Source organism: Methylobacterium sp. 391_Methyba4, assembly GCF_029691625.1.
GTDB classification, from domain to species: domain Bacteria; phylum Pseudomonadota; class Alphaproteobacteria; order Rhizobiales; family Beijerinckiaceae; genus Methylobacterium; species Methylobacterium fujisawaense.
Genome location: NZ_CP121475.1, coordinates 5,179,792 through 5,204,997 on the forward strand (window position 1 = coordinate 5,179,792; position 25,206 = coordinate 5,204,997).

23 protein-coding genes are annotated in these 25,206 nt (G+C 72.7%); 6 read left to right on the forward strand and 17 right to left on the reverse strand.

Annotation, left to right across the window (positions count from 1 at the left end; genetic code table 11):
- Positions 1 to 5: 5 nt before the first annotated feature.
- The 11 genes from P9K36_RS24450 to P9K36_RS24500 all read right to left on the reverse strand — a co-directional run bounded on the left by P9K36_RS24450 (position 6) and on the right by P9K36_RS24500 (position 10,355).
- Positions 6 to 560, reverse strand: coding sequence for an SRPBCC family protein (locus tag P9K36_RS24450; RefSeq protein ID WP_278306143.1), 555 nt, complete (start codon positions 558 to 560; stop codon positions 6 to 8).
- A 2-nt stretch (positions 561 to 562) separates the two neighbouring features.
- On the reverse strand, positions 563 to 1,630 hold the full coding sequence (locus P9K36_RS24455) for a vWA domain-containing protein (protein WP_278306144.1): 1,068 nt from the start codon (positions 1,628 to 1,630) through the stop codon (positions 563 to 565).
- Positions 1,627 to 2,259, reverse strand: a complete 633-nt coding sequence (locus P9K36_RS24460) for an MxaK protein (RefSeq protein ID WP_278306145.1) — start codon at positions 2,257 to 2,259, stop codon at positions 1,627 to 1,629. The genes P9K36_RS24455 and P9K36_RS24460 overlap by 4 nt, the downstream gene beginning before the upstream one ends.
- A complete protein-coding gene (locus P9K36_RS24465; RefSeq protein WP_278306146.1) occupies positions 2,256 to 3,335 on the reverse strand; it encodes a vWA domain-containing protein in 1,080 nt (359 codons plus the stop codon). Before P9K36_RS24465 ends, P9K36_RS24460 begins: the two co-directional genes overlap by 4 nt.
- A gap of 4 nt (positions 3,336 to 3,339) precedes the next feature.
- Positions 3,340 to 4,284, reverse strand: a complete 945-nt coding sequence (locus P9K36_RS24470) for a nonribosomal peptide synthetase MxaA (protein WP_278306147.1) — start codon at positions 4,282 to 4,284, stop codon at positions 3,340 to 3,342.
- A 2-nt stretch (positions 4,285 to 4,286) separates the two neighbouring features.
- On the reverse strand, positions 4,287 to 5,141 hold the full coding sequence (locus P9K36_RS24475; RefSeq protein ID WP_043386697.1) for a DUF58 domain-containing protein: 855 nt from the start codon (positions 5,139 to 5,141) through the stop codon (positions 4,287 to 4,289).
- The gene (locus P9K36_RS24480) at positions 5,138 to 6,169 is read right to left on the reverse strand and encodes a MoxR family ATPase (protein ID WP_043386668.1); all 1,032 of its coding nucleotides are present in this window, start codon (positions 6,167 to 6,169) and stop codon (positions 5,138 to 5,140) included. Before P9K36_RS24480 ends, P9K36_RS24475 begins: the two co-directional genes overlap by 4 nt.
- A gap of 177 nt (positions 6,170 to 6,346) precedes the next feature.
- On the reverse strand, positions 6,347 to 6,637 hold the full coding sequence (locus tag P9K36_RS24485) for a methanol dehydrogenase [cytochrome c] subunit (protein WP_043386662.1): 291 nt from the start codon (positions 6,635 to 6,637) through the stop codon (positions 6,347 to 6,349).
- A gap of 86 nt (positions 6,638 to 6,723) precedes the next feature.
- Positions 6,724 to 7,311 carry a cytochrome c(L), periplasmic gene (gene moxG / locus P9K36_RS24490; protein WP_043759515.1) on the reverse strand — a complete coding sequence of 196 codons (588 nt, stop codon included), beginning with the start codon at positions 7,309 to 7,311 and terminating at the stop codon, positions 6,724 to 6,726.
- Positions 7,312 to 7,390: 79 nt separating this feature from the next.
- Entirely contained in the window at positions 7,391 to 8,299 is a 909-nt protein-coding gene (gene moxJ / locus P9K36_RS24495) for a methanol oxidation system protein MoxJ (protein ID WP_043386657.1), read from the reverse strand.
- Positions 8,300 to 8,471: 172 nt separating this feature from the next.
- The gene (locus tag P9K36_RS24500) at positions 8,472 to 10,355 is read right to left on the reverse strand and encodes a methanol/ethanol family PQQ-dependent dehydrogenase (RefSeq protein ID WP_043386654.1); all 1,884 of its coding nucleotides are present in this window, start codon (positions 10,353 to 10,355) and stop codon (positions 8,472 to 8,474) included.
- A gap of 368 nt (positions 10,356 to 10,723) precedes the next feature.
- On the opposite strand from P9K36_RS24500, the gene P9K36_RS24505 reads away from it, so the two are divergent.
- The 6 genes from P9K36_RS24505 to P9K36_RS24530 all read left to right on the forward strand — a co-directional run bounded on the left by P9K36_RS24505 (position 10,724) and on the right by P9K36_RS24530 (position 18,306).
- Positions 10,724 to 11,527, forward strand: a complete 804-nt coding sequence (locus tag P9K36_RS24505) for a trypsin-like peptidase domain-containing protein (protein WP_278306148.1) — start codon at positions 10,724 to 10,726, stop codon at positions 11,525 to 11,527.
- Between the two features lie 215 nt (positions 11,528 to 11,742).
- Positions 11,743 to 13,152, forward strand: coding sequence for a cytochrome P450 (locus tag P9K36_RS24510; protein WP_278306149.1), 1,410 nt, complete (start codon positions 11,743 to 11,745; stop codon positions 13,150 to 13,152).
- Positions 13,142 to 15,601: an EAL domain-containing protein gene (locus tag P9K36_RS24515; RefSeq protein WP_278306150.1), complete on the forward strand. Its 2,460-nt coding sequence runs from the start codon at positions 13,142 to 13,144 to the stop codon at positions 15,599 to 15,601. The genes P9K36_RS24510 and P9K36_RS24515 overlap by 11 nt, the downstream gene beginning before the upstream one ends.
- Positions 15,602 to 15,716: 115 nt before the next feature.
- The gene (locus P9K36_RS24520; protein WP_278306151.1) at positions 15,717 to 16,658 is read left to right on the forward strand and encodes an NAD(P)-dependent oxidoreductase; all 942 of its coding nucleotides are present in this window, start codon (positions 15,717 to 15,719) and stop codon (positions 16,656 to 16,658) included.
- A 98-nt stretch (positions 16,659 to 16,756) separates the two neighbouring features.
- The gene (locus P9K36_RS24525) at positions 16,757 to 17,965 is read left to right on the forward strand and encodes a molybdopterin-dependent oxidoreductase (protein WP_179697417.1); all 1,209 of its coding nucleotides are present in this window, start codon (positions 16,757 to 16,759) and stop codon (positions 17,963 to 17,965) included.
- Positions 17,966 to 17,988: 23 nt separating this feature from the next.
- Positions 17,989 to 18,306, forward strand: a complete 318-nt coding sequence (locus P9K36_RS24530; protein WP_053610245.1) for a sulfite:cytochrome C oxidoreductase subunit B — start codon at positions 17,989 to 17,991, stop codon at positions 18,304 to 18,306.
- Between the two features lie 43 nt (positions 18,307 to 18,349).
- Here P9K36_RS24530 and P9K36_RS24535 read toward each other — a convergent pair whose 3' ends face one another.
- The 6 genes from P9K36_RS24535 to P9K36_RS24560 all read right to left on the reverse strand — a co-directional run bounded on the left by P9K36_RS24535 (position 18,350) and on the right by P9K36_RS24560 (position 25,027).
- On the reverse strand, positions 18,350 to 18,589 hold the full coding sequence (locus tag P9K36_RS24535) for a hypothetical protein (protein WP_278306152.1): 240 nt from the start codon (positions 18,587 to 18,589) through the stop codon (positions 18,350 to 18,352).
- A gap of 112 nt (positions 18,590 to 18,701) precedes the next feature.
- On the reverse strand, positions 18,702 to 20,090 hold the full coding sequence (locus P9K36_RS24540) for a CHASE3 domain-containing protein (RefSeq protein WP_278306153.1): 1,389 nt from the start codon (positions 20,088 to 20,090) through the stop codon (positions 18,702 to 18,704).
- A 1-nt stretch (position 20,091) separates the two neighbouring features.
- Positions 20,092 to 21,489 (reverse strand): TAXI family TRAP transporter solute-binding subunit, encoded by a 1,398-nt coding sequence (locus tag P9K36_RS24545; protein ID WP_043352333.1) that lies wholly within the window; start codon positions 21,487 to 21,489, stop codon positions 20,092 to 20,094.
- A 12-nt stretch (positions 21,490 to 21,501) separates the two neighbouring features.
- On the reverse strand, positions 21,502 to 22,437 hold the full coding sequence (locus P9K36_RS24550) for a DMT family transporter (RefSeq protein WP_278306154.1): 936 nt from the start codon (positions 22,435 to 22,437) through the stop codon (positions 21,502 to 21,504).
- A gap of 30 nt (positions 22,438 to 22,467) precedes the next feature.
- Positions 22,468 to 23,736, reverse strand: a complete 1,269-nt coding sequence (locus P9K36_RS24555; protein WP_278306155.1) for an arsenic transporter — start codon at positions 23,734 to 23,736, stop codon at positions 22,468 to 22,470.
- A 67-nt stretch (positions 23,737 to 23,803) separates the two neighbouring features.
- Positions 23,804 to 25,027, reverse strand: a complete 1,224-nt coding sequence (locus tag P9K36_RS24560; RefSeq protein WP_278306156.1) for a metallophosphoesterase — start codon at positions 25,025 to 25,027, stop codon at positions 23,804 to 23,806.
- Between the last annotated feature and the right edge of the window lie 179 nt (positions 25,028 to 25,206).

The window sequence follows — 25,206 nt, forward strand, 5'->3', positions numbered from 1 at the left end:
GGGCCTCAATGGGTCGTCCGGCCCTCGACGGCCGCCTTCAGCCCCTTGAGCCCGTCCGCGAAGTAGCGGTTCATCGCCGTGCGCCCGGCCTCGTCGCTGAGGTTCTCCGGCGGCTCGTTGCCGGTGTCGCCCCGGTAGAAGCGGCCGATCCACGACACCTTGGAGCCGGTCCCGTCCGGGGTCACCGTGAGGGTCGCCGAGTAGGAGGAGACCGGGAGCGCCTTCAGGTCCGGGTCGGACATCCGGTACGAGTAGGTCCGGCCGTCGGCCAGCCACTCGTCCAGCCCCTCGACCAGGGTGCCGCCGGCCTTGAGGGTCACCCGGCGGGTCGTGCCCTCGACATTGCCGCCGCTGGCCTCGGCCTTGGCCACGTCGGGGTGCCAGCGCCCGATGCCGCCGAAATCGCCCACCACCTTCCAGACCGCGTCCGGGGGCGCCTGGATAGTGATCGACTGGTCGATCTTCTGCGGCGTCGGCCCGTGGGCCAGCGCCGCGCCGGCGAGGCCGACGACGGTGAGGCCCGCGGCGACGGCCGGGACGAGGGCGAGGGGCATCCGCATGGTCAGGTCCTGATCGGTCCGGTTGGAACGAGGGTTGGAACAGGGTGGGCCGCGCGCCCGCGGCGCGCGCGCTGGACGAGGGCGAGGGGGTTCGCCAGGAGGGCCAGGAGCGTCAGCCCCAGGGACGCCGCCAGGAGGGCGGGGCGCGGGTCGAGCCGGCCGGGCAGTGGGCGCGGCGTCGCCGCGGCGCGCAGGGGGGCGGCCAGGCCGCCCGGGCCGTCGAGATGGGCGTAGCCGAGGCCGGTCTCGGCGGCGAGGCGCTTCAGATAGGGTTCGCGGACCGCGGAGAGGTGCTCGCTGCCATGGGCCGCCTGGGCGCCGAAGGGGGCGTTGCGCGGGTTGTAGCCCTCGCGCGATTCCGCGTCGGCCGGGGGCGGCCCGGAGCGGTTCTCCTGCTGGACGTCGCTCTCGCCCAGGAAGCCCGCCGGCCGGCCGCGATCGTCGAAGCGCGGGATCGGCGACAGGCCGTAGCCGCCCGCGCCGACGATCAGCCCGCGCACCGCGCCGGGCTTGCCGTCGAAGGTCGGGCCGCCGGAGGCCGGCAGGGGCGGCGTCTCCTGGCCGTCGGTGAGGAACAGGAGGTCGGCGTCGATCTCCCCCGCCATGGCGAGCGACCGGAACAGGCCGGCCGCGATGCGGCTGTCCCCCTCCCAGGCCATGCGCGGATCCAGGGCCGCGATGGCGCCGTCCAGCGGCGCGAAATCGGCGCAGACCTCGACCGGCGTGAACAGCAGGAACGGCCGCCGGTCGGTGAACAGGCCGAGCGCCACCCGCGAGCCGCAGGGGAGGTCGGGCAGCATCGCCCGCAGCGCCGCCTTGACGGTCTCGAGCCGGCTCAAGGATCCCGCGGCGGCGGGATAGTCGCGCACCGCCATGCTGCCGGTGATGTCGACCACCGCCAGCACCGACACGCCGGTGCGGGTGAACGGGATCGGCGGGGCGACGAGGGCCGCCAGCGCCAGCACCAGGGCGGCCGCCAGGACGCGGAACCGCCCGTCGCGCAGGTTGCGGGCGACGAAGGGGGGCAGGACGGAGGGCCGAACGGGGGGCAGGACGCGCCGCGGTCTCACGGGCCGCCCCGCGGCTGGCCGGGGATGTCGGTCCAGATCTTCTTCGGTTCGGCGCGCAGCTCGTCCCCGGTCTTGCGGTCGAATTCCGGGTAGTCGCGCACGAGGCGCGAGGCGACGTCGAGATTGTACTTGGCGTCCCAGAATTCGGGCCGGGCCTGGAGGGCGCGGCGGTAATCCTGCCGCGCCAGCGTCACCTGGGGCGCGGCCTTGTCGAGATCGCCGCGGCCGATCAGCACGAAGGCCTGCCGCATCCGCGCGTTGCCGATGACGTACCGCGCCCGGGCCGCCTCCCGCACCGCGCCGGCGCGGTCGAGGGCGTCGAGGAGGGGCTCGGTCTCGCCGAGACGGTCCCGGGCGGCGAGGAAGCCGATCCGCGCCACCAGGAGGGCCGGCCGCGCATCCGGGTCGACCGGCCGGTCGCGGCCCGCCTCCAGGGCGGCGATCCGGTCGTCGTCGCGCGCGGCGCTCCAGCCCGAGACGGCGAACCACAGGGCGGCGGCCGCGAGGACCAGCGGCAGGGCGACCAGCAGGGCCGGCCGGACCCTGCGCCAGGCCGCGGCCACGCCGAGGCGGTGAAGGGCGGCGCGGCGGCGCGGGGCCGGGCCGTCGAGGAGGGCGCCGGAGCTCATGCCGCCCTCCGCGGCGCCGCGCCCGCGGCTTCCGTCGCCGTCTCCGCCTCCGCCTCCGCCTCCGCCGGCGCATCCGCGAGGTCCGTCTCCACGAGGTCCGCCTCCACGAGCTTGGCGAGGACGAGCACGGCGAGGCCCAGCGCGGCGAGCGCGGCGGCGAGCCCGGTCAGGTCCCGGCGCGGGCGCTCCTCGACATAGGGGATCGGGTCCCGCTCCAGGGCCTCGATCTGCCGGATCGCGGCTTCCACCGCCGCGGCGCCCTCGGCCTCGAAGGCGCGGTAGGGCACGCCGAGGCTCTTGAAGAACAGGTCGAGGTGCCGCTCCGGCGCGGCCTGGGGCGTGTCCTCGCCGGCCGGCCGGTCGGCGATGCCGGGCGAGCCCTTGGTGCGCAGGAACAGCCAGTACAGGTTCGGCCGGATCCGCGCGACGGCGGCGCGCAGCTGGTCCTGGATGCGCGGGTCGATCACCGCGGCGCCGTCGGACACGAGCAGGAGCACCCGCGAGGCGCCGACATCGACCCCGAACTGCGACAGGGCCATGCCGAGGCCGCGGCCGATATTGGTGTAGTCGAGGCCGGGCCGGTCGATGGCGGCGATCGCCGCCCGCACGGCGTCGTGGCGGTCGGTCATCGGCATGACCAGCATCGGCGCGGTGGAGAAGGCCGTCACGGCGAACAGGTCGTGCCCCCGCGCGCCGACGAAATCCGCCAGGAGGCGCCGGGAGGCGGCGGCCTTCGATTCCTCGGCGCCGGAGGGCTGCCGGCCCGCGAAGGTCTCGTTCATGCTGCCCGAGCGGTCGATCAGCAGCGAGACCTGCGCGCCGATTCCGAGGCGCTCGATCCGCGCCCCCGTCCGGTAGGGGCCCGCCAGGGCCACGATCAGGCCGGCGATGGCCAGGATGCCGGCGAGCGTCAGCGCCCGGCCGAGCCAGGCCGAGAGGGGATCGGCCGGGGCGGCGGCGACCGCCGGCACGGAGGTCCGGCGCAGGGCCGAGCGGGCCAGCGGCAGCAGCGCCAGCGGCAGCAGCCACAGGATCCAGGGTTCGGTCGCGCCGAGGCGGGCGAGGAGATCGGTCACGGCGTCACGCGCTCCGCTCCGCCGCCGCGAGGCGGGTCAGGAGCATCTCGGCCTCGGCGAGGGGCCAGGCCGCGCGCGCGGCGGGCAGGCGGCCGCCGAAGAAGGCGAGGCGCGAGGCCTCGAAGAAGCGCGCGAGCCCCTGCGCCTGCCCCCGAAACGCCCCGTGGCGCGCGAGGACGTCCCCGAGATCGTCGGCCAGCACCCGCCGGCCGGCGGTCTGGTCGAGCCCCCGATGCAGGGCCAGCAGCGCCGCCCGGTAGGCCTGATCGGGCTCGGCCCCCGCCCGCTGCCGCCGGAGCACCCGCAGGGCCGTCGCGAAGGGACGGCCGCGCCGTGTCCGGAACGGCCCCCAGGCGCGGTCATGCGCCAGCGCGAGCGCCGCGAGGCCGGCCAGGGTCCCGAGGCCCGCCGCCGCCGCCACATCCGGCCCGGGATCGATCCGGCCGCCGCGACCGTCCGGGCGCAGGTACTCGGCCGGATCCTCGCGCCGCTGCGGCTGCACCTCGCGCAGGGGGGAGACGCCGAGGCTCCAGCCCGGCACCTGGACGGCGGCGGTGGTCAGGCCGGTCGCCGCCTCGCTCGCCAGCGTCAGGGGGAAGCCCGGCACTTCCAGGGTGCGGGCGTCGAGGGCGGCATAGAAGCTCTGGTAGGTGAGGCGCAGGCGCACCCGCCGGGCGCCGGCCACCGTAACGTCGTCGACCGCGACGGCGCGCAGGTCGAGCCAGTAGGTCACCGGACCGGGCTGGGGCAGGGTCGCGCGCTGCAGCCGGAAATCGGGATCGGCCAGGATCTCCACCTGCGCCTCGACGAGGTCGCCCAGGAAGATTCCGAAGGGCCGCGGGCTGCGCACCTCGACGGAGCGCACCTGCGCGGCCGCCGTGCCGGCCGTCAGGGCGAGGGGCGCGGCGAGGAGGCCGGCCAGCAGGAGGGCGGGAACGCGCGCGCCCATGCTCAGGTCGTCATCAGGTGGCGGGTGAGCGCCTGGGCGTCGAAGCGCCCGGCGAGCTGGAAGACCCGGCGGGCGAAGGGCGCGGCGGCGCGCTCCAGGGCGGCGATCCGGTCTCGCTCCCGGGCAATCCAGGCCCGGCGCAGGCTCGGGCGCAGCAGGACCACGCGGCGGCCGCCGCCCTCCAGATCGTCGAGCTCGACGAGGCCGAAGGCCGGCAGCGCCTCCGCCTCGGCGGGGTCGGCGAGCAGGATCGGCACCGTGTCGTGCGGCGCCAGCGCGGCGAAGACCTGGGCGATCAGGGCCTCGGGCCAGCGGAAGTCGGAGGCGAGGAAGACGAGCTTCGGCCGCCCGGCGAGCCGCCGCGCGGCCTCGAGCATGCCGGCGCAGCCGCGACCCGTGCGGGGCGCGCCCGCGACCCGCTCGGCGGCGGCGACGGCCGCGCCCCGGTGGCGGGTGGCGGGCAGGGTGAGGTCGTCGCGCAGGGTCTCGTCGCAGCCGATCAGGCCGAACCCGTCGCTGATCCGGGTCGCCGAGACGGCCAGCGCCCGGCAGAGATCGCCCGTGAGCCGCGTCCGGTCCGCCGTGCCGCGGAAGCCCATAGAGGCCGAGAGATCGACCAGAACCCAGGTCTCGACCGCGGTCCGCGCCTCGAAGCGGCGGACATGCACCCCCTCGAACGGGTCGCGCAGCGTCGCGCGCAGGTCGATGCGGCGGGCATCCGGCAGTTGCAGGAACGGCACCTGATCGCGGAACGGGCCGGAGCCGCCGGCGTCGCGTCCCCGGTGGAGGCCGGCCCGGCTGCCGCGCGGCCGCCAGCGCGGCAGGTAGACGATGTCGGCCGTGCGCGGGTCGCTCACGGCGCCGGCACCGTCTCGAACGCGGCCCGGCACAGGGCCGGCACGATCGCGCCGCGCTGCAATTCGTGGACGGGTTCGAGGAAGACGCGGTGGGCCATCACCTCGGTGAAGACCGCCCGCACATCCTCCGGCACCAGCCAGTCGCGCCCCTCCAGCCACGCCCGCACCCGGGCGGCGCGCACCAGGAAGGCGACGCCGCGCGGCGAGGCGCCCCCCTGGACGAGGGTGGCGGTGTCGAGGCCCGGGAGCCGGATCCCGGCCTCCGCGGGGCGGACCAGGGCGTCCCAGAGGGCCACCACGTAGGCCTCGATCGACGGCTCCGCCCGGACGGCGTGCTGGATCGCGGCGGCGATGCCGCCGATCCGGGCGTGGTCGAGCACGCCCTCCGCGACCGCGCCGACGAGGGCGTCGGTGTCGTGGAAGCGCGGGTCGAAGACCAGGGTCCGGCGCACCGCCGCGTCCCGGGGCGCCTCCAGGCCGATCTCCATCAGGAAGCGGTCGCGGGCCGCGGCCGGGAGCTCGAAAGTCTCCTCGCGCTCGACGCGGTTGCGGTCGGCGAAGACCTGCAGGTTCGGGAACGTGTAGGTGCGGCCGAAGGCCTGGACGCTGCGCTCGGCCATCAGCCGGAGCAGCAGGGCGTGGACCTGCGGCCGCGCCCGGTTGATCTCGTTGAAGAAGAACACCGAGAGATCTTCGGCCCGGGCCAGGACCGGGCCGGGATCGACCCGCGGCCGGCCGTCGGGGCCGAGATAGGTGTGGTAGATCAGGTCGGTCGGCATCATGTCGACCGTGCCCTCGACGCGCTCGTAGGCGCCGCCCAGCGCCCGGGCCACCGCCCGCAGCAGGGTGGTCTTGCCGACGCCGACATCGCCCTCGAGCATCACGTGGCCGCGGGCGAAGATCGCGATCGTCACGAGGCGGATCGCCCGCTCCTGTCCGACCACCGCCTTGGCGACCTCCGCCTCGAAGCGGGCCGCCGCGGCCCGCCAGTCGGTGAGCATCGTGTCTCCGGGACGGAGGGTGTTCATGAGGCGGTGCCTGCGGTGTCGGGCGGGGCGCCGGTACGGTGGCGCCGGGTGTCGATGCGGCGTGTCGGTGCGGCGCGCGGTACCGAGCGTCGCTGCGGGCCGGCGCCGCGGCGCGGGCCGGCCCCAGGACGCCCGATCGGCCGGCCGGATCGGTCGGCCGCGATCCGTTCGACGCGATCAGTTCGACGAGATCTTGGCGACGTCGTACTCGAACTTGCCGGTCTTCTTGGCGTTCTCGATCCGCTTCTTGTTGCGCTCCTCCATCTGCTTGATGGATTCGGCCTGCTTGCTGACCTCCTTCGGGTCGTGCTTGGGATCGTACTTGGTCCCGGCGACCTTCTCGGGGAAGCCGGGCTTCGGCTGCCAGCAATTGCCCGGCGCCTTGCAGGTCTGCCCGTCATAGGCCAGCGCCGGCACCGCGAAGGCCGCCCCCGCGATCAGCATCGCCGTCGTGATCACTGTGCGCATCGTTGATTCCTCCGTCTCTTCCTTGGCCGGCCGGTCGGGCCGTCGGTTCGCCCCGTCTCCTGCGGGGCGCGACTTGCCGAGAACGGCTAGTCCAGCGGCTTGCACTGGCCGGGCACGTCCTTGGCAAAGGTCTCGCCCTCCTTGAAGGGCTTGTAAGTCTTCTTCTGCGCGTCGGTGAGCCACTCGGCATCCTTCACCGGACCCGTGTAGAGATGGCGGATCCAGGCGATGACCTGCAGCATCTCGTCGGGATTGAGATCCTCGTTGTGCGGTCCCATCATGCCGTTGGCGCCGCCCCAGAGGGTCGAGAACAGGCCGACATCGGTCGTGTTCGCCGGGTAGGTCCAGTAATCGTCGTTGAGGCCGGGCCCGACCTTGCCCTCGCCGAGATGGCCGTGGCAGCCGGAGCACGAAGTCAGGAACAGGCTCTCGCCGTTGCGCAGGCAGGACTTGTCGTCGATGTAGAGATTCTTGCCGGTCTGGAAGAAGGTCTTGACCGCCTGCGTGTCCCGCCCGCCCGGCTTGCCCTCGGCCGTGTCCATCGCCTCGCCGGTGATGGTGTTGCGGAAGACGATCCCGGTCTGCGGGCCGGACTGGGGCTGCGCGCGGGCCGCAACGGGCATGGCCACGGCGAGGGTGAGAAGGGCGACGCGTGCCGAACGAACGATGAGCATCTGTTGAGCGGATCCTGATGTCTTGGTCGGTGGCCCGGGCGCGCCGGGCCGGTCTCGGGGGAGTCGGGGCGGGCGGGGCTCAGTTCGAGGCGACGACCGGCACCCCGTCCTGCTTGAGGATCGCCGCGATGGCGGGCCGCGCCTTCTCGATCCCGGCGTCGAGGGCCTTGCGCAGGGCCTCGTCGTCCTTGCGCACGCCCATCGACTGGTCGAAGACCTGCGGGACCTTGCGGCCGTCGCTGCCGACCGTGTCGGCCGGGACCAGCGTCATGCGCAGGGGCGTCGGGGAATCCTTGACGTAGCGGGCGACGTCGGGACCGAAGGCAACGCCGACATCGGCCTTGTCGTTGGCCACCTCGCTGACGATGCGGGCCGGGTCGATCTGGGTGTACTGGTTGCGCGGCGAGCGGAAGTTCACCAGCGAGTAGAGGTAGGCCATGTCCTCCTCGTAGCGGCCGATATCCTTGAGCATCGCCTCGCCGGGGGAGCCGAACGGCACCACCATGTGGTCGAGGGTCTTGAGCCGCGGGTCGGACCAGGACTTCACGTCGAGATCCTTGTCGGCGCGCGTGATGAAGACGTAGCCGCTCCGGTAGTACGGCTTCGTGGTCAGCACCCGCGGGTCGTCGCTGTCGAGGCCGACGACCACGTCGCAGGTCCGCTTCTCCAGGCCGTCGCGGACGAGGTAGATCGCGGGCTTCGGCAGCCAGACGAAGACGGGCTTCTTCCCCATCGCCTCCGCGACCGCCACGGCGACGCGGTTCTCGAGCCCCGATCCGTCCCGCATCGAGAGCGGCGGCTGCTTCTCGGAGGCGCAGATGCGCAGGGTCGCGGGGTCGGCCGGCGGGGCGGCCGGGGCCTTGCCGGGATCCTGCTGGATGGCCTGGGCCTCGGAGTCCTGGGCCGCCACCGGCCCGGCGGCCAGGGTGGCGAGCGTCAGGACGGCGGCGAAACGGGCCGCCAGGATGCGGGCGCGCGGGCGCGGCATGGACGTTGATCCCTGTTGTCGAAGCGTTTCTTGATGGCGGTCCGGAGGGGCGCGGCCGGGCTGCGGGGCGCCGTGGCGCCCCGCGCGTCCCGGACCCGGCCCGGAGTCCCGCCGGCCGCTTGGCCGGCGGGATGAAGGCGGGCCCTACTTGAATGGCCCTACTCGGCGGGCCCTACTTGGCGGCGTGCTGCTCGTACTCGCCGACATTCGGGTCGTCGTAGGGGCCCTTGCCGTCCAGCGAGAACACCATCACGCCGCCGCCCATCTGGGTGTAGTTGGCGAGCTTCTTGAAGGCGCCCACCGCGCCGAGGCCGGCGGTCGGGTCGGCGAGGTCGAACACCAGGCCCACGCCCGGCCAGCCGCCGACGCCGTAGTAGATGGCGACGTATTGCGTGCCCTTGTGGGTATAGGTGATCGGGTAGCCGATGGCGCCCGACGGCAGCTTGAACTTCCAGAGGAGGTCGCCGTTGTCGGAGTCGCGCGCCTTGATGAAGCCGTCCAGCGTCCCGTAGAGGACCAGGTCGCCGGCGGTGGCGGTGGTGCCGCCCCAGACCGCGAAGCGCTCCATCTTCTCCCAGTTGAACTTGCCGGTGATGGCGTTGTAGCTCTTGATCTGGCCGAGGCCCTCGTAGTTCTGCCGGTCACCCTTCGGGCCCGGATACATGTTCAGCGTCGCGCCGACGAAGAACTGACCCGCCCGGTAGGGCAGCATGAAGGGCTCCCAATCCATGCAGATGTGGTTGATGCCCATGTAGAAGGCTTGGCGCTTCGGATCGTAGGAATCGTGCCCCTGGTTGTGGTAGCCCATCGCCGAGGGACAGATGTCCTTGGCGAGGTGGTCCATCCGGGTGCCGTATTCCGGATCGCGCACCGGCGTGCCGGTCTTCAGATCCACCGACTTGAACACGTTGACGGTGTCGTCGATCTTGTTGGCCGAGACCAGCGTCCCGTCCGTCCGGTCGAGGGTGTAGACGATGCCGTTGCGGTCCGGGTGGGTGAGGAGCTTCCTCATCTTCCCGTCCTTGTCCTTCTGGTCGGACAGCATCATCACGTTGACGCCGGCATAGTCCCACTCGTCGTGCGGGGTCTTCTGGTAGCCGAACTTCGCCTCGCCGGTGTCGGCGTCGCGGCCGAAGATCGTCATCGTCCACTTGTTGTCGCCGGGACGCATGGTCTCGTTCCACGGCGCCGGGTTGCCGGTGCCGAAGTAGATCAGGTTCGTGCCCGGGTCATAGGCGTACCAGCCCCAGTTGGTGCCGCCGCCGATCTTCCAGGCATCGCCCTCCCAGGTCGAGGTGCCGAGGCCCTTCTGGCCGTAATGAGCGTTGTGGATGTTGAAGTCCTTGGCGAGCAGCAGGTCCTCGTCCGGGCCGGTCGCGTAGGCGCGCCAGACCTGCGCGCCGGTCTTGACGTCGTAGGCGGTGAGGTAGCCGCGGACGCCGAGCTCGGCACCCGAGGAGCCGATGATCACCTTGTCCTTGACCACGTAGGGGGCGATGGTGAGCGTCGAGCCGACCTTGATGTCGGAATTCTCGACCTTCCACACCGTCTCGCCGGTCTGGGCGTTCAGCGCCGCCACGTTGCCGTCGAGCTGGGTCTTGAGGATCAGCGCCGGGGTCTTGCCGTCGCCCGGCCAGTAGGCGAGGCCGCGGTTGACGAGATCGCAGCAGGCGACCGAACGGGCGGCCGGGTTCTGCTTGGGCTTGTCCTGCCACAGGATCTTGCCCGGGTCGTCGAGGCCGAGGGCGAAGGTGTTGTTCGGGAACGAGGTGTGGATGTACATGACGCCGTCGACGACGAGCGGCGCGCCCTCGTGGCCGTTGAGCAGGCCGGTGGAGAACGTCCAGGCCGGCTTGAGCTGCTTGACGTTGCTCTTGTTGATCTGGGTCAGATCGCTGTAATTGTTCGAGTCGTAGTTCTTACCGGGCATCACCCAGTTCTCGTCGCTCTTCGATTTCTCGACGAGCTTGTCGTTGGCCTGCGCCACGCCCGCCATGGCGACCGGCGCGAGCGCCATGATCGCCAATGCCGAGACGGAATTCCGGAGCCTGATCATCCTGCGTCTCCTCGCCGGACTGCCACGCCGTTTGGCCTCGCAGTCATCGTGGTGTTCATCCGATGGCGACACGTCTTCCGACGACAAATCCGCTTTCAGCATCGCGATATCCCGGCTATTTCCAGTATTCGCTAGGCTTATGAAAGACTTATTATCGTTGTGCGCCACTCGATTATTCGCACGGCTTGTAATGCGTGTCTTTGCAAAACGAAACATTTCTTTTCGGGACAATCTGGCAATACGCCACCGGAGATTTGGTAAGATCAGCGAGGTCTTGACCGATCGCCGACATCCATCCCAGACAAGCGGAAACGATATGCGGGCGTGCGGGCACGGTGCCGTCCGCCGACCCGCTCCGGGAGGACGCGATGGGTCTTGTCACGGGCGGCGCAGGCCGCTTTCTGGCGCTGGCGACCTGTGTCGCGATTCCGGCCACGGCGGCCGGGACCGGCGGCGGACAACGCTTCGCCGCCCTCTACGCACAGGACGGGCGGCGCGAACTGACGGGGGCGGATCTGGAGCGCTTTACCGGCGCGGGCGTCCTGTGGTGCCGCCGCCCGGACGGGATCCCCCAGAAGGCCGCCGCCGCCTGGCTGATCGGGACCCGCTCCCTCGTGCTGATGAACGCGCACAATTTCCGCAATCGCCAACTGGAGGTCACCCGCACCGTTGCCGATTGCTACTTCCAGATCGCCGGCCGCAATTACGGCTTCGCGCCGGACTTTCTGGAACTCGGCATCGAGCCGGAGGCGCGGCGCCTGCACATCACCGACGACTGGGCGCTCCTGCGCCTCGCCGAGCCGGCCGAGGCACGGCCGCAGCCGATCCCGGACGCCCCGCACCTTCCGACCGGCGACCTGACGCTCCCGGTGACGATGGTCTCCCCCGCCGGCCACGAGAACTACCGCGGTCAGAGCAGCCGGGAATCCTGTGCCATCCGGCGGATCGATCCGCCCAGCGAGGGCGACATCCGCCGCGCCCGCCACGACTGCAACGACGGCTACGGAGGGTCGGGCTCGGGCCTGTTCGACGAGGCCGGGCATCTCGTCGCGATGCAGAGCGCGTCGCTCTCGATGAACCAGCGCCACGCCTTCGACATCGAGTTCCACTACGGCTCGGCCCTGCTGATCGAGGGCCGGCTCCGCGAGGCCCTCCGGGCGCAGGCCCGCTAGGGCCGTCGGTCTGACCCGCCCGCCCGGCATCCGCGTCGGCGGCGCGTGCCGGATCCCCCGTCCGGCCGCACGGCTTCCCGGAGGCATTCCGGTAAGCCTCCGGTAAGCACCGCGGCGATTTCCGCACCGCCCGGGCGCGAATGCCTCGACGGCGGCGCCGAGGAGCGCCAAAACTTAACGTTGAGCCTCGAATCTGGTCCCGCGAGGGTGCCGGGATGCCAGCGGTCGGAACGTTCAGGGTCTGCGAGCCGGGAAGGCTGCCGCTCACGGAGGCCGTGGGGGAGGCTGTGGCGGAGGCGATCGCCCTGCCATCGGTGCTCGTCACGATGCTGGGCAGCCTGATCGAGGCTTGGCCCCGGCAGATCTACACACAACCCTTGGTGACAACGCGCTTCCTCGGCCAGCGCACCACCTACGTCTGCGACCCCGGACACATCCGCAGCCTGCTGGTCGATCAGGCCGAGGCGCTGGAGCGGGAGCCGTTCATGCTGCGGGCCCTCGCGCCCGCCCTCGGCTCGGGCGTCCTCACCGCGGACGGTTCCCACTGGCGGGGGCAGCGCAGGACCGCCAGCCCGATGTTCCGCCCGGACCGGGTCCGGAGCTTCGTGCCGGCCATGGCCCGGGCCGCCGCGGCGACGCGGACGCGCTGGCATGGCGCCGATCCGGCCGGGGCGGAGCGGGACGTCCTGCACGAGATGATGCGCACCACCTTCGAGGTGATCGTCGCCACGATGGTGTCGGGCGATCCCCATCTGGAGGTCGAGCCGTTCGGGCGCGCGATGGACGCCTATCTCGGCCAGACCAGCTGGAAGATCGCCCTCGCGATGCTGCGCGCCCCGGCCTGGGTCCCGCATCCCGGGGCCCGGGGGGGCGCGGCCGCGGTGCGCCACCTGCGCGGCGAGGTCGCCCGGACGATCGCGCGCCGCCGGGCGCGCGGCGAGCCCGGCACCGACCTCCTCGGCCTCCTGCTGGAGGCGCGGGATCCGGAGACCGGACAGCCGCTCCCCGAAGCGCGCGTCGTCGACAACCTGCTGACCTTCGTGGCCGCGGGCCACGAGACCACCGCCCTGGCGCTGGCCTGGACCCTCCGGGTCCTGGCGGAACACCCGGAGGTGGAGGCGCGCGTCGTCGCCGAGATGGCGCGGCTCGGCGACGACCCCGCCGCCGATCCCGAGGCCGCGGACCGGTTGCCCTACACCCGCCAGGTGCTCCTCGAGGTGATGCGCCTCTATCCGCCGGCGCCGCTGATCGTGCGGCGGACCCGGGCGCCGGTCCGGCTCGGGGACAGGGTCGTGCCGGCCGGGCAATCGGTCCATGTGCCGGTCTACGCCCTGCACCGGCATGCCCTGCTCTGGGACAGGCCGGAGGTGTTCGATCCGGATCGCTTCGCCCCCGAGCGGGCCGCCGCGCGCGACCGCTACGCCTACCTGCCGTTCGGAGCCGGCCCGCGGGTGTGCATCGGCATGAGCCTCGCCCTGACCGAGTGCCTCGTCATCCTGGCGACGCTGCTGCCCGCCTTCCGCTTCAGACCGGTCACCCGGGCGATGCCCGCGACGCAGTTCCGCGTGACGCTGCGGCCCAAGGGCGGCCTGACGATGAGGGTCGAGCCCCGCCATGTCGCGTGAGACGTCCGCCGCGGCCGCCGGCCCGGCCGGCGGGCCCGATCCGGCCCGGCGGTCGCGGCGCCGGACGGGATCGCTGCTCGGCCGCCTCCGCGGCCCCGACACGGTCGACGCGCTGCCGAACCGCTACCGGCTGCAGGTGCGCACCGGGCTCCTCGACGAGACGCTGAAGCTCGCCACCTACTCGGCGGTGACGCACCTGATCATCGCGCTGGCCGTCACGTACTTTTTCTGGGGCTCGGCCTCGCACACCTATCTTCTCGGCCTGCTCGCCGTGGTCGCGGCGCTGATCACGGCAACGACCTACACGACCTGGCTCTACTGGCGCGCCTATGCCGGCACCGCGTCCGAACGCAGCGTCCGGTGGGGCTGCCGGATCTCGGCAGGGCTGGCCTTCGCCCTGGGCCTCGCCTGGGCGACCATGCCGGTCGTGCTGTTCACCCCCTGCAGCAGCGAGGAGCGGCTGCTCGTCGTCGCCATCGTGGCGGGCCTGATCTCGGACGCCTACGTGGTCGGGCCGCTCCTGTCGGTCTCGTACCTGTTCGCGGTCCCGGTCATCGTCGGCAGCTTCGTCGGGCTCGCCCGGTCCGGGGAGCCGATCGCGCTCAGCATCGGTTTCCTGCTCGCCGTCTACGCGGTGTTCGTGGTGACGAGCGTGCGCCGCATGAGCCGCCTGTCCTGCCAGCGCATCCTGGACCGGGTGCGCGTCGAGGATCAGAGTGAGACGATCGGTCTGCTGCTCAACGCCTTCGAGGCGAATGCCAGCGACTGGCTCTGGGAGACGGACGAGACCGGGCAGTTCCAACACGTCTCTACCCGGATGGCGGATGTCCTGGCCCGCCCGGTAGAGACGCTCCAGCACGCCCGGTTCCAGGCCCTGCTCGCCGGGCGGAGGGAGGCGCCGATCGAGGCCGATCAGAGCGTCGACCTGCTGGAGCGCCTCCGCGGGGGCACCCCCTTCCACCAGCTCCTGATCGCCGTCGACACGCCGGCCGGCCGGCGCTGGCTCCGGCTCAGCGGCAAGCCCTTCCTCGACCAGGGAGGGCGCTTCGCAGGCTTCCGGGGCGTCGGCTCGGACATGACGGAGGCCCGCCGGACGGAAGCGCACATCGCCTTCCTGGCGACGCGGGACCCGATGACGGGCCTGTCGAACCGGGTCATGTTCCACGCGGTCGCGTCGGAGGCCTGCGCGGCAGCGGTCGCGCAGGGGCCGGCCCCGGTGGTCAGCCTGCTCTACCTCGACCTCGATGGCTTCAAGACCGTCAACGACAGCATCGGCCACGCCGCCGGCGATGCCCTGCTGGGGCAGGTCGGCGATCGCCTGCGCGCCCTGCTCCCGGCCGACGCGCAGGCGTTCCGCCTCGGGGGCGACGAGTTCGCGATCCTGCAGCGCGGCCGGGATGCCGCGGCGGCGCAGGCCCTGGCCGAAGCCATCATCGGGGCCCTGCGCGAGCCTTACCTCCTCGACGGCGTCCGGGCGGAGATCGGCGTCAGTATCGGGATCGCCTGCGCGCCCGCGGACGCAACCGATCCCGAGGATCTGCTCCGGAAGGCGGATCTCGCGCTCTACAGCGCCAAGGAGGCCGGCAAGGGGCGCTGGCGGGACTTCGACAGCGGCCTGGAAGTGCGCGTGCAGCGCCGGCGCGAACTCGACGAGGCGATGCGCCACGCCATCGCCGACGGCGAGATGACGTTGCACTACCAGCCGCTCGTGAGCCTGCAGGACGGCCACGTGGTGGGCTGCGAGGCGCTGCTGCGCTGGACCCGGCCGGGCCTCGGTCCCGTTTCGCCCGCCGAGCTGATCCCGATCGCCGAGGGAACGGGCTTCGTGGTCACGATCGGGCGCTGGGCCCTGCGGCGGGCCTGCACGGAGGCGCTGACCTGGCCGGCAAGCCTGCGCGTCGCCGTCAACATCTCGTCGGTCCATTTCCGCCGGCCCGACTTCTTCGCCGACGTCGCGGCGGTCCTGGCCGAGACCGGCCTGGCGGCGAACCGCCTCGAGATCGAGATCACCGAGTCGATCTTCCTGGCCAACACGCCGCACGTGCTGGACAATCTCCGCTCCCTGCGGGCGCTCGGGGTGCGGATCGCCCTCGACGATTTCGGGACGGGGTATTCCTCCTTGAGCTACCTGACGCAGTTCCCGGTCGACAAGATCAAGATCGACCGCGCCTTCGTCCGCGACCTGAGCAGCCGCCCCGAATGCCTGACGGTGATCGCGGCCATCATGGTCATCGCCCGCGACCTGGGCATCGACGTCACGGTCGAGGGCGTCGAGACCGAACAGCAGGCCGAACTGCTCCGGCTGCGGCGCTGCGACAGCGCGCAGGGCTTCCTGTACAGCCCGGCCCGGCCGCCCGGGGAGATCCCCGGCCTGATCGAGCGCATACGGATCGCGTGCGCGCCGCGCACGGCCGCTCCGGCGGAGCAGACCGTCCGCGCGGTCGCCTGAAGGAGCGCCGGAATCGTCCCGGCCGCGTCGCGGGCGGGGACGGATCCGTGTTGCCACGCGCCCGGGAACGGCTCTAGCGGGGGGCGACCACGCGGAACCGGGGAACAGGCGCGCCATGCCCAAGGTCGTCATCAGCGAATTCATGGACCCTGCGGCGATCGCCGCCGACCTGTCGGGCTTCGACACCCTGTACGATCCCGGACTCGTCGACCGGCCCGAGGCACTCGCCGCCGCCGTGGCGGAGGCCGACGCCCTGATCGTGCGCAACCGGACGCAGGTCCGCGGCGCGCTGCTCGCGGGTGCCCGACGCCTCCGGATCGTCGGGCGTCTCGGGGTCGGCCTCGACAACATCGACGTTCCGGCCTGCCGGGCGCGGGGGATCACGGTCCAGCCGGCGACGGGCGCCAATGACGGCGCGGTCGCCGAGTACGTCGTCGCCACCGCGCTGCTGCTGCTGCGCGGTGCCTATGGGGCGAGCGAGGCGGTCGCGGCGGGGACGTGGCCGCGCAACGCCCTGATGGGGCGCGAGATCGCCGGCAAGCGCCTCGGGCTCGTGGGCTTCGGATCGATCGCCCGGGAGACCGCCCGCCGCGCCGCTGCCCTCGGCATGGCGATCGCGGCCCATGACCCGTTCCTGGCCGCCGAGGATCCGGCCTGGACGCCCCCATACGGTCCGGTGCGGCGCTGGGATCTGGAGGCGCTGATCGCGGAGAGCGACGTGCTCTCCCTGCACGTCCCGCTCACCGCGGAGACCCGCGGCCTGATCGACGCGACCGCCCTCGCCCGGATGCCCGCGGGCGCCGTGCTGATCAACGCCGCCCGGGGCGGCATCGTCGACGAGGCCGCGGTGGCGGCCGCCCTGCGGTCCGGGCATCTCGGCGGCGCGGCCCTCGACGTGTTCGACCGCGAGCCCCTCGACGCCGCGGCCGGCGCCCCGTTCGCGGGCGTGCCGAACCTGATCCTCACGCCCCACATCGCCGGGGTGACGCAGGAATCGAACGTCCGGGTCTCGGCCGTGATCGCCGCGGCGGTGCGCCGGCATCTCACGCAGGGCTGAACGCGGGGGGATCTGGGCCTTTCGCCCGGCGCAGGCTATCCCATGGATCCGGCGCCGCGCGACCGAGGCTGTCGGGGCAGACCGGGAGGGAGCAGGGGATGACCGATCCGGCACGACGGGCCTTCCTGAAGAGCGCCGCGCTCGGTGCCCTGGCGGCGGGAAGCGGCCTGCGGCCCGCCTGGGCCGGAGAGGACGCGCAGCTGCCCTTCGGCAACGGCGAGCGCCCGCTCGTCGCCTATCCGGGCAAGCGGCCGCTGCTGCAGACCACCGCCCGGCCGCCCCAGCTGGAGACGCCGTTCGCGGTCTTCGACGAGGGCGCGATCACGCCGAACGACGCCTTCTTCGTCCGCTACCACCTCGCCGACATCCCCCTGGAGATCGACCCGGAGGCGTTCCGGCTGACCGTGGGCGGCCATGTGGAGCGACCCGTCGCGCTGTCGCTGTCGGAGCTGAAGGCGCTGCCGGGCCGGACCGAGATCGTGGCGGTCAACCAGTGCTCGGGCAATTCCCGCGGCTTCTTCGAGCCCCGGATGGCCGGCGGCCAGCTCGGCAACGGCGCCATGGGCTGCGCGCGGTGGACGGGGGTGCCGTTGAGAAGCGTGCTGGACCGGGCCGGCGTGAAGGCCGGGGCCGTACAGGTCGCCTTCAACGGGCTCGACCGGCCTGTGCTGCCCGAGACGCCGGACTTCGCCAAGGCGCTCACCCTCGACCAGGCCGGCGACGGCGCGGTGCTGCTCGCCTGGGGCATGAACGGCGAGGACCTGCCCTGGCTCAACGGCTACCCGCTCCGCCTCGTGGTGCCGGGTTATTACGGCACCTACTGGGTCAAGCACCTCGATACCGTCACGGTGCTGGACAAGCCCTTCGAGGGCTTCTTCATGAAGACCGCCTACCGCATCCCCGACAATCCCTGCGCCTGCACCGAACCCGGCCAGGCGGCCGCCGCCACGGTGCCGATCGGGCGCCTCAACGTGCGGTCGTTCCTCACGAATCTGGCCGACGGCGCGCGCGTGACCGCCGGTCCGGTCTCCCTGCGGGGCATCGCCTTCGACGGCGGCTCCGGCATCCGGACGGTCGCGGTCTCCACCGACGACGGCGCCACCTGGACCGAGGCCGCGCTCGGCCGGGATCTCGGCCCCTACGCGTTCCGGCCCTGGTCGCTCACGGCCGCGCTCACGCCGGGCGCCCACGCGATCCGGGTCCGGGCCACCGCCAACGACGGCAGCAGCCAGCCGATGGCGTCCCGCTGGAACCCGTCCGGCTACATGCGCAACGGCGTCGAGACCACCCGGGTGCAGGCGGCGTGAACGCGAACGGGAGGACGAACGGGATGCGTATGCTTCTGCTCGGCGCGATGATCGGGGGCCTGACGGCCGGCTCGGCCTGGGCCGCGCCACGGACCTACGCGGTTCCGGACCCGACCGCGCAGCTGCGGCCGCCGAAGGCGGACAGCCTGACCCCGGGCTACGAGGCGGCCCAGGCCAATTGCCAGACCTGCCACTCGGTGGACTACATCGCCACGCAGCCGCCCGGCCGCGGGAAGGCGTTCTGGGATGCCGAGGTGTCCAAGATGATCAAGGCCTACCACGCCCCCATCGAACAGGCCGATGCCGGCGCGATCGCCGCCTACCTGGCCGATACGTACTGAGAGGCCCGGAACGACGCCCCGGCCGGAAACCCGATCCGGGTTGTCAGCGCAGGGCGAGGGCCTGTGCGGCGTGCGTGGCGACGACCTGAACGGCCGGAAGATCGTACGCGTAGACGCGACCGGCCAGGATCGCCAGGGCCAGCGTCCAGAACACCGCACCGCCGACGCGACGGGCCGTGCGGTCGCCGGCCGCGGTGGCCGGGCAGGCGCGGGCGACGCCGTCGGCGACGGGCTCGCCGAACGGATCGAAGGCCGGCGACTGGTTTTCGGAGGCGCTGCGCATGATGGCGAATGTCGCGCTCGGCCTGTCCCTTCGCAATGGACGCGTCTTTCGTATTTCTCTGTCCGGGGAGATGCTTGTTCTCTATCCGCCATCGGCGGCAAACAGGTTCTTCTCAGACCGCCGTTCCTGCCGCCGGAAGCGGCACATCTTCGTCTCCACAGGGCGCCGGCGCGGCCGGCCCCGGGCCGGCGGGGGTATGATAGGCCATGCGCTCCCGGCGTCCCCGCAGGGGCTCGCGGCTGACCTCGCGCCACGCCTCGACCGGGGCCCCGGCGGCGCGCCGCGCGGCCTCGGAGACCAGGATCGGGACACCGTGGAGCTTGGTCGCCTGTTCCAGGCGGGCGGCGACGTTGACCGCATCGCCCAGCACTGTGAACTCGTAGCGCGCCTCCTCGCCGATGATCCCGCAGAACACCTCGCCGTAATGGACGCCCACGCCGATGCGCACGGTCCCCGTGGGCCCGGCTCTGTCGGTCCAGCGGGCGATCACCGCGACGAGATCCTGGGCGAAGGCGAGGGCACGGGCGGCATCGTCTGACCTGGGCTCGGGCAGGCCGAACACCACCAGGGCACCGTCGCCGATGAACTTGTCGACCACCCCGCCCCGGAGGCGGGCGAGGCGCGTCACCCGCCGCCGGAAGGCGGACAGGAACTCGGAGAGCCGGTGCGGATCCAGGTTCTCGGCCAGGGTGGTCGAGCCGCGCATGTCGACGAACACGATGGCGGCCTGCTGGCGGCGGCCGGCCTTCAGGCTCCCGTCGCCGTCGGCGAGCCGCAGGACCAGCTCCTGCGGCAGGAACCGCGACAGCCGGTTGCGGCGGGTCGCCTCCCGCAGGGCCGAGACGGCGAACAGCACGAACAGGACGGCGAGGGCACCGACCATGATCCAGAGGGCGAGGGCGATCCGGGACACCGCCGCCTGCCGCCGCTCCATCCTGTCCGCCTCGTACGTCTCCATGCGGCGCACGCGGTCGCGGATCGCGTCCATCACCTGCTTGCCGCGTCCGTCCGCCACCGAGGTGTGGGCCGCGGCGCTGTCGCCGCCGCGCATCAGGGCGACGCTGGCACCGAGTTCGTCGAGCTTCTCGCGGATCAGGGCGGCCAGGGTGTCGAGTTCGGCCCTCTGGTCGGCGTCATCCTGGACGAGGTCGCGCAGCCAATCGAGCTGGCGGTCGACGTTCAGCCGGCCCTCGGTGAAGGGCAGCAGGAAGGCCTCGTCGCCGGTGAGCAGGTAGCCGCGCTGGCCGGTCTCGGCGTCCTGCACCGCCGACAGCACCCGGGCGAGGCGCCCGTCCACCGCCACGGTGTGGCGCACGGCGTCGATGCCGCGCTGCTGGTAGACGAAGGCGCCGAGCGCGATGGCGGTCATCACCAGGATCGTGGCGAAGCCCACCGTCATCCAGGTCACGGTGCGCGAGCGCAGGGATCGCTGCACCCGCGCCTCGACGCGGTCCCGGACGGAGGCGACGTCCGGCGCGGGCACGGTGGCGGGACCGGACATGTCAGGCCCCGCCCGCGCCGTGCAGCCGGACGGACCGCCCGATCCGCCCCCCGCCCTCGACCGCCTGCGTCCGGCAATCCGCGATGGTCGCCCGCGCCGTGTCGATGGCGACGGACGCCGCCGACAGGATCCGGGTGTCCGGCTCCCGCTCCCGGGCGTAGCGCACCACGTCCATGGCCAGCGCGTCGACCTCGACGGTGAGCGCCTCGATCGCCGCCGGGTCGCGCAGCGCCCGGGCCTGCCCGGCGATCTCCAGAAGCCGGTCCATGATCTCGTCGATGCGCTCCCGGCGCAGGCTGGCGAGGCGCTTCCGGATCCAGGCGAGCACCGAGACGAGGCCGCCCGCCAGCGCGCCCAGGAGGTAGAGGGTGTCGCCGTAGCGCTCGATGAAGCCGTGCTGGTCGCGCTCGTAATAGTCGATCGCGCCGGGATGGATCGGGATCCGGGCGCTGGTGGCGGCCACGGTCGTGTCGTAGGCCGGGGCCTGGACGTACTCGGCGGCGTCGGTGGCCAGCGCGGCGGCGCTGCGCTTCTCGAAGAGCTGCTGGGTCACGTCGGCCGCCACCACGCGGCTCAAGGAGGCGCGGGCCATCAGCCGGTACGAGGCGCCCACCGTCTTCACGTCGTCGGCCGGCAGCTTCGGGCGGCCGCCGAACAGGCCGCCCGGGACGGTGACCGCCTGGAGCCGCGGGAAGCGCTCGATCACGGCGCCGTCATCCTCAACGGCGACGAACGCCACCTTGCCGCCGCGGGCGACGCCCTGCACGGCCGAGACCAGGGCCAGCGCCTTGGGCGCCGAGGGGGCGATGATGCTGACGAAGGCGTCGATCCGCCTCTCGCGGAAGGCGCCGGCCACCGCCTCCTGATCGACCGGGACCAGCAGGACCGTCGAGTCCCGGGCCGGGCCGGCGGCCTCCTCCAGGGTGAGGCCGTAATAGCCGAGGAGATTCCGGAGCAGCCAGAGATCGGCGTCCCGGTGCGCCGCGATGCCGAGACGCTTGCCGGCGAGCTTCGGGAAGCTCGTGATCCCGGCCTGCTCGGGCGAGGCGATGACCATCGCCTGGTCGCGCAGGATCGCCAGGGTCAGCCCGTTCGTCGGCAGCAGCACGTCGGGGCGGACCACCGCGAGGTCGGCCCGGCCGTCCTGCAGGGCGGCGGCGCTCTCGCGCACGTCGTCGAAGGACAGGATCTTCAGGCGGACATTCTCGTGGGCGGCCTCGAGCGCGTCCGCGTAGGCCTTGATCAGGCCGGGCTCGGTGCCGTCGCGGGGCGCGACCGCGATGGTCAGGACCGTCGCCTGGAGCAGGACCCACGCCGCGATCCCGCCCGCGCCCAGGAGGGCGGCGCCCGCCAGGAGAAGCATTTCCCGGCGCAGCAACCAGGCGGGCAGGCTCCACATCGGTCCGGATGCTCAGAACAGCGAGATCAGCACGATGCCGGCCACCATCACGGCGGCGCCGATCAGGCGCGGCGGGCCGGCCTTGACCTGCTTCATGCCGAACCAGCCGAAATGGTCCAGGGCCACCGAGGTCAGGAGGTTGGCGGTGATCAGCAGGCCGTTGAAGGCCCCGGCCCCGACCTTGTCGACGAAGAGCAGCCCGGCGAACACCGCCACCGCCCCGGTGATCCCAGCGAGCGGCATCCACCAGCGAACGCCCGCGATGTCGTCCCGGGTCGGCAGCGGCGACGGCCGCAGCAGGAACATCAGGGCGAACACGAACACCACGGGCACGAACGACACCGTGGCGGCGAGCCAGGGGTTCTCCAGGGCGCCGCGGAGCTGCGCGTTCCAGACCACGCCGATCGCCATCAGGGCGCCGGCCACGAGGATGAACGGGTAGAGCAGCTTGCCCGACATCCCGTGCCCCTCGCCGTGCCCCTCGCCGCCGTTGCTCCTGCCCCCCGAGCGCGCGATGAAGATCACGCCCACGGCCATCAGCAGGCCGCCGAGCCAGGGCATCGGCTTGAAGCCCGCGGCCTGCAGGCCGAACAGGCCGAGCGCGTCCATCGCCAGGGAGGTGAGGATGTTGGCGGTGAGGGTCAGGCCGTTGAACGGCCCGGCGCCGACCTTGTCGATGAAAGCCAGCCCCCCGAACACCGCCACCGCGCCGGCCAGGCCGCCGAGGGGCGCGTACCAGGGCATCTTGCTCAAGCTGTCGAGGCTCGGCAGCGGCGTCGGCATCGTGAAGAATAGGGTCGTGAACACGAAGACGATCGGCAGGAACGACACCGTCGCGGCGAGCCACGGATTGACCATGCGGCCCCGCAGCTGCGCGTTCATGGCGTTGCCGATCGCCTGCAGCGCGCCCGCCACCAGGATGAAGGGATAGAGGAGGGCTGCCGTCACGGGCGCGGACCTTGGGTTTCCGGGAAGGGATCAGACGAGGAGCAGGCCGGCGAGCGCCAGCGCGAGGGCCGGCGGCATCACCAGCAGGCCGAGCTTGAGGAAGGTCCAGGCGCCGACATCCTGGCCCTCGCGGCGGATGGCGGTGAGCCAGAGGATCGTGGCGAGCGAGCCGGTGACCGAGAGGTTCGGCCCGAGATCGACGCCGATCAGGATCGCGCCCGCGACCTTCTCGGGAACGTGGGCGGCCTGCACGGCGGCGCCCGCGATCAGGCCGGCCGGCAGGTTGTTGACGAGGTTGCACAGCACCGCGACCAGGCCGCCCGCCCCCCAGGCGGTGGCCTCCGGAGCGGCGTGGGCGTAGCCCTTCAGGAGGTCCGCCAGCATCGCCAGGACGCCGGTCTTCTCCAGCGCTTCCACCAGCACGAACAGGCCGGCCACCAACGGCAGCACGCTCCACGACACGTCCTTGGCCACCTCGACGAGGCCGCCGCGCTTGAGCAGCAGCACGACGATCGTGGTGGCGAGCCCGGCCACGAAGGTCGGCAGGCCGAGGTCGAGGCCGAGCGCCGAGGCGGCGATCAGCACGCCGCCGGTGGCCACGATGCCGATCCCCGCCACGAGGCCGGTGCGGGACAGCGACACGGCCTCGACGTCGGTGGCGACCTCCTGCCCGCGCAGGGTCTTCGCCTGGGTCAGCCGCAGCACCGCGTAGGTCGTCGCGATGGCCAGCAGCGAGGGCAGCGCGAACAGGCCGAGCCAGCGCACCAGCGGCGGCATGTGCTCGGCGAAGACCACGAGGTTCGCCGGGTTCGAGATCGGCAGCACGAAGCTCGCCGCGTTGGCGATGAAGGCGCAGATGAACAGGTAGGGGAGGGGTTTCTCCACCTTGGCGGCCTTGGTGGCCGCGTAGACGGCGGGCGTCAGCACCACCGCGCAGGCGTCGTTCGACAGGAACACCGTGACCACGGTGCCGACGAGATAGACCAGGGTGAACAGCCGCGTCGCCGAGCCCTTGGCGGCGCGCACGGCGATCGAGGCGAGCCAGTCGAACAGGCCCTCCTTCCGGGCTACCTCCGACATCAGCATCATGCCGACGAGGAACAGGTAGACGTCGGTCCCCTTCAGCACGCCGTCCCAGGCGGTGGCGGGGGCGAGCAGGCCGAGGGCCACGAGGGCGCCGGCGCCGAGCACGGCCCAGATCGCCTCCGGCCACGCGAACGGCCGCAGGATGACGCCGAGGGTGGCGAGCGCGGCGATCGCCCAGGTCGCGATATTGGGGGTCAGCGTCAGCGCGCCCATCGGGTCCGGTGGTCCTTTGGTGGAGTGGATCGTGCGGTGCGGTGTGCCGCGATTCGGGTGAGGCCGGCTACCAGGGCCGGCCGTTGCGGTTCGGGCCGAGCTGGTCGCCCCGAAGCCCCTTCTGCGGCCAGGCGGGGAGCCGGGTGGCGTCGCTGCCGGGGCGATCGGGTGCGGTCGGCGGGACGAAGCTCCGGCCCACGGGCTCGATCACCTCGGTATCGGCCTGCCCCGTGCCGTCCGTGACCGTGACCGCGAGGCGGCGGGCGCCCTCCGGCCAGGGAATGCGGGCATGGACGGTGCGCGGCCCGTCCGGCACCATCGCGTGGGGCCGCCCGTCATCGACGCGCACGCAGCAGCACCAGTCGCCCTGCGGCCTGTCCGACAGCACGAGGGCGCGCACGGAGATCCGGCCGTCCGCCATGGCGAGGGGCGCCGTGGCGAGGCGCCGGTCGGCGGGGCTCGTGATCATCACGAAGGGCAGCGCCCGGTCGAGGGGCTTGAACCGCCAGCTCGTGACCGGCCCGTCGATCGCCGCGACCGCGTAGCCCACCGAGCCGTCCTCGTTCTGGCCGACGGAGCGGGCCGCCGCGTAGAGGGTGCGCCCGTCCGGGGCGAGCTCGTTGTAGTGGGTGTGGCCCATCTCGACGAGGCGCACGCCGTGGTGGCGGATCAGGCCGGCCAGCGCCGCCTTCTCGTCGGGCACGCAGAGATCGTCCGGGTAGGTGTGGGTGAAGACCGCGCAGGGCCGGCCCTCCTCGTCGGCCCGGGCCAGCTCCTCGGCGAGCCAGGCGAGCTGGCAGGGGCCGAGCCGGAAGTCGAGGCCGAACCCCTTCCGGCCGTAGCCGGGGCTGACCATGTCGAGGAACAGGCAGCGCACGCCCGCGAACGTCTCGGCGAAGTAGTAATGCGTGACGGGGGCCGGGTCGTGCGGGCGCGGCAGGTCATGGCGCCGCGCCGCGTGGCCGCCGCCGCGGGGGCTGCCCGCCACCGCGGCGAACAGGGCGTCGAAATCCGTCATCGTGCCGTGCTGGCGGTCGTGGTCGCCGGCGATCAGGCGCACCGGCAGGTCCGGGTGCCGGCGCAGAGCCTCGCGCAGGACCGCGTATTGCTCCGCCCGCCCGTCCTCGGCGAGATCGCCCGGGAGGTAGGCGAAGTCGAGGAGGCCGTGTCCGTGCAGCCCGTCCACCTCCGCGAGGATCGCCCGCAGGTCGGCGGCATGGGGGTCGGAACTCCGCTCCAGATGGAGATCGCCGACATGCGCGAAGGCGAAGACACCGTGATCTGCGGTCATGGCGCGCCCACGGGGCCGGACACGGCCGCGTGGGCCGCGCGCGCTCTGTCGTTCCCCTGCGCCATCATGCTCCCCGGACAGGCCAGCCCGCCCCGGCCGGGGATCGGCCGCGGTGGTCGCGACCGGCCCGACGTTTCGGACACGGCCGGGTTCCGGGTTCGGGATGATGCCCGCGGTGG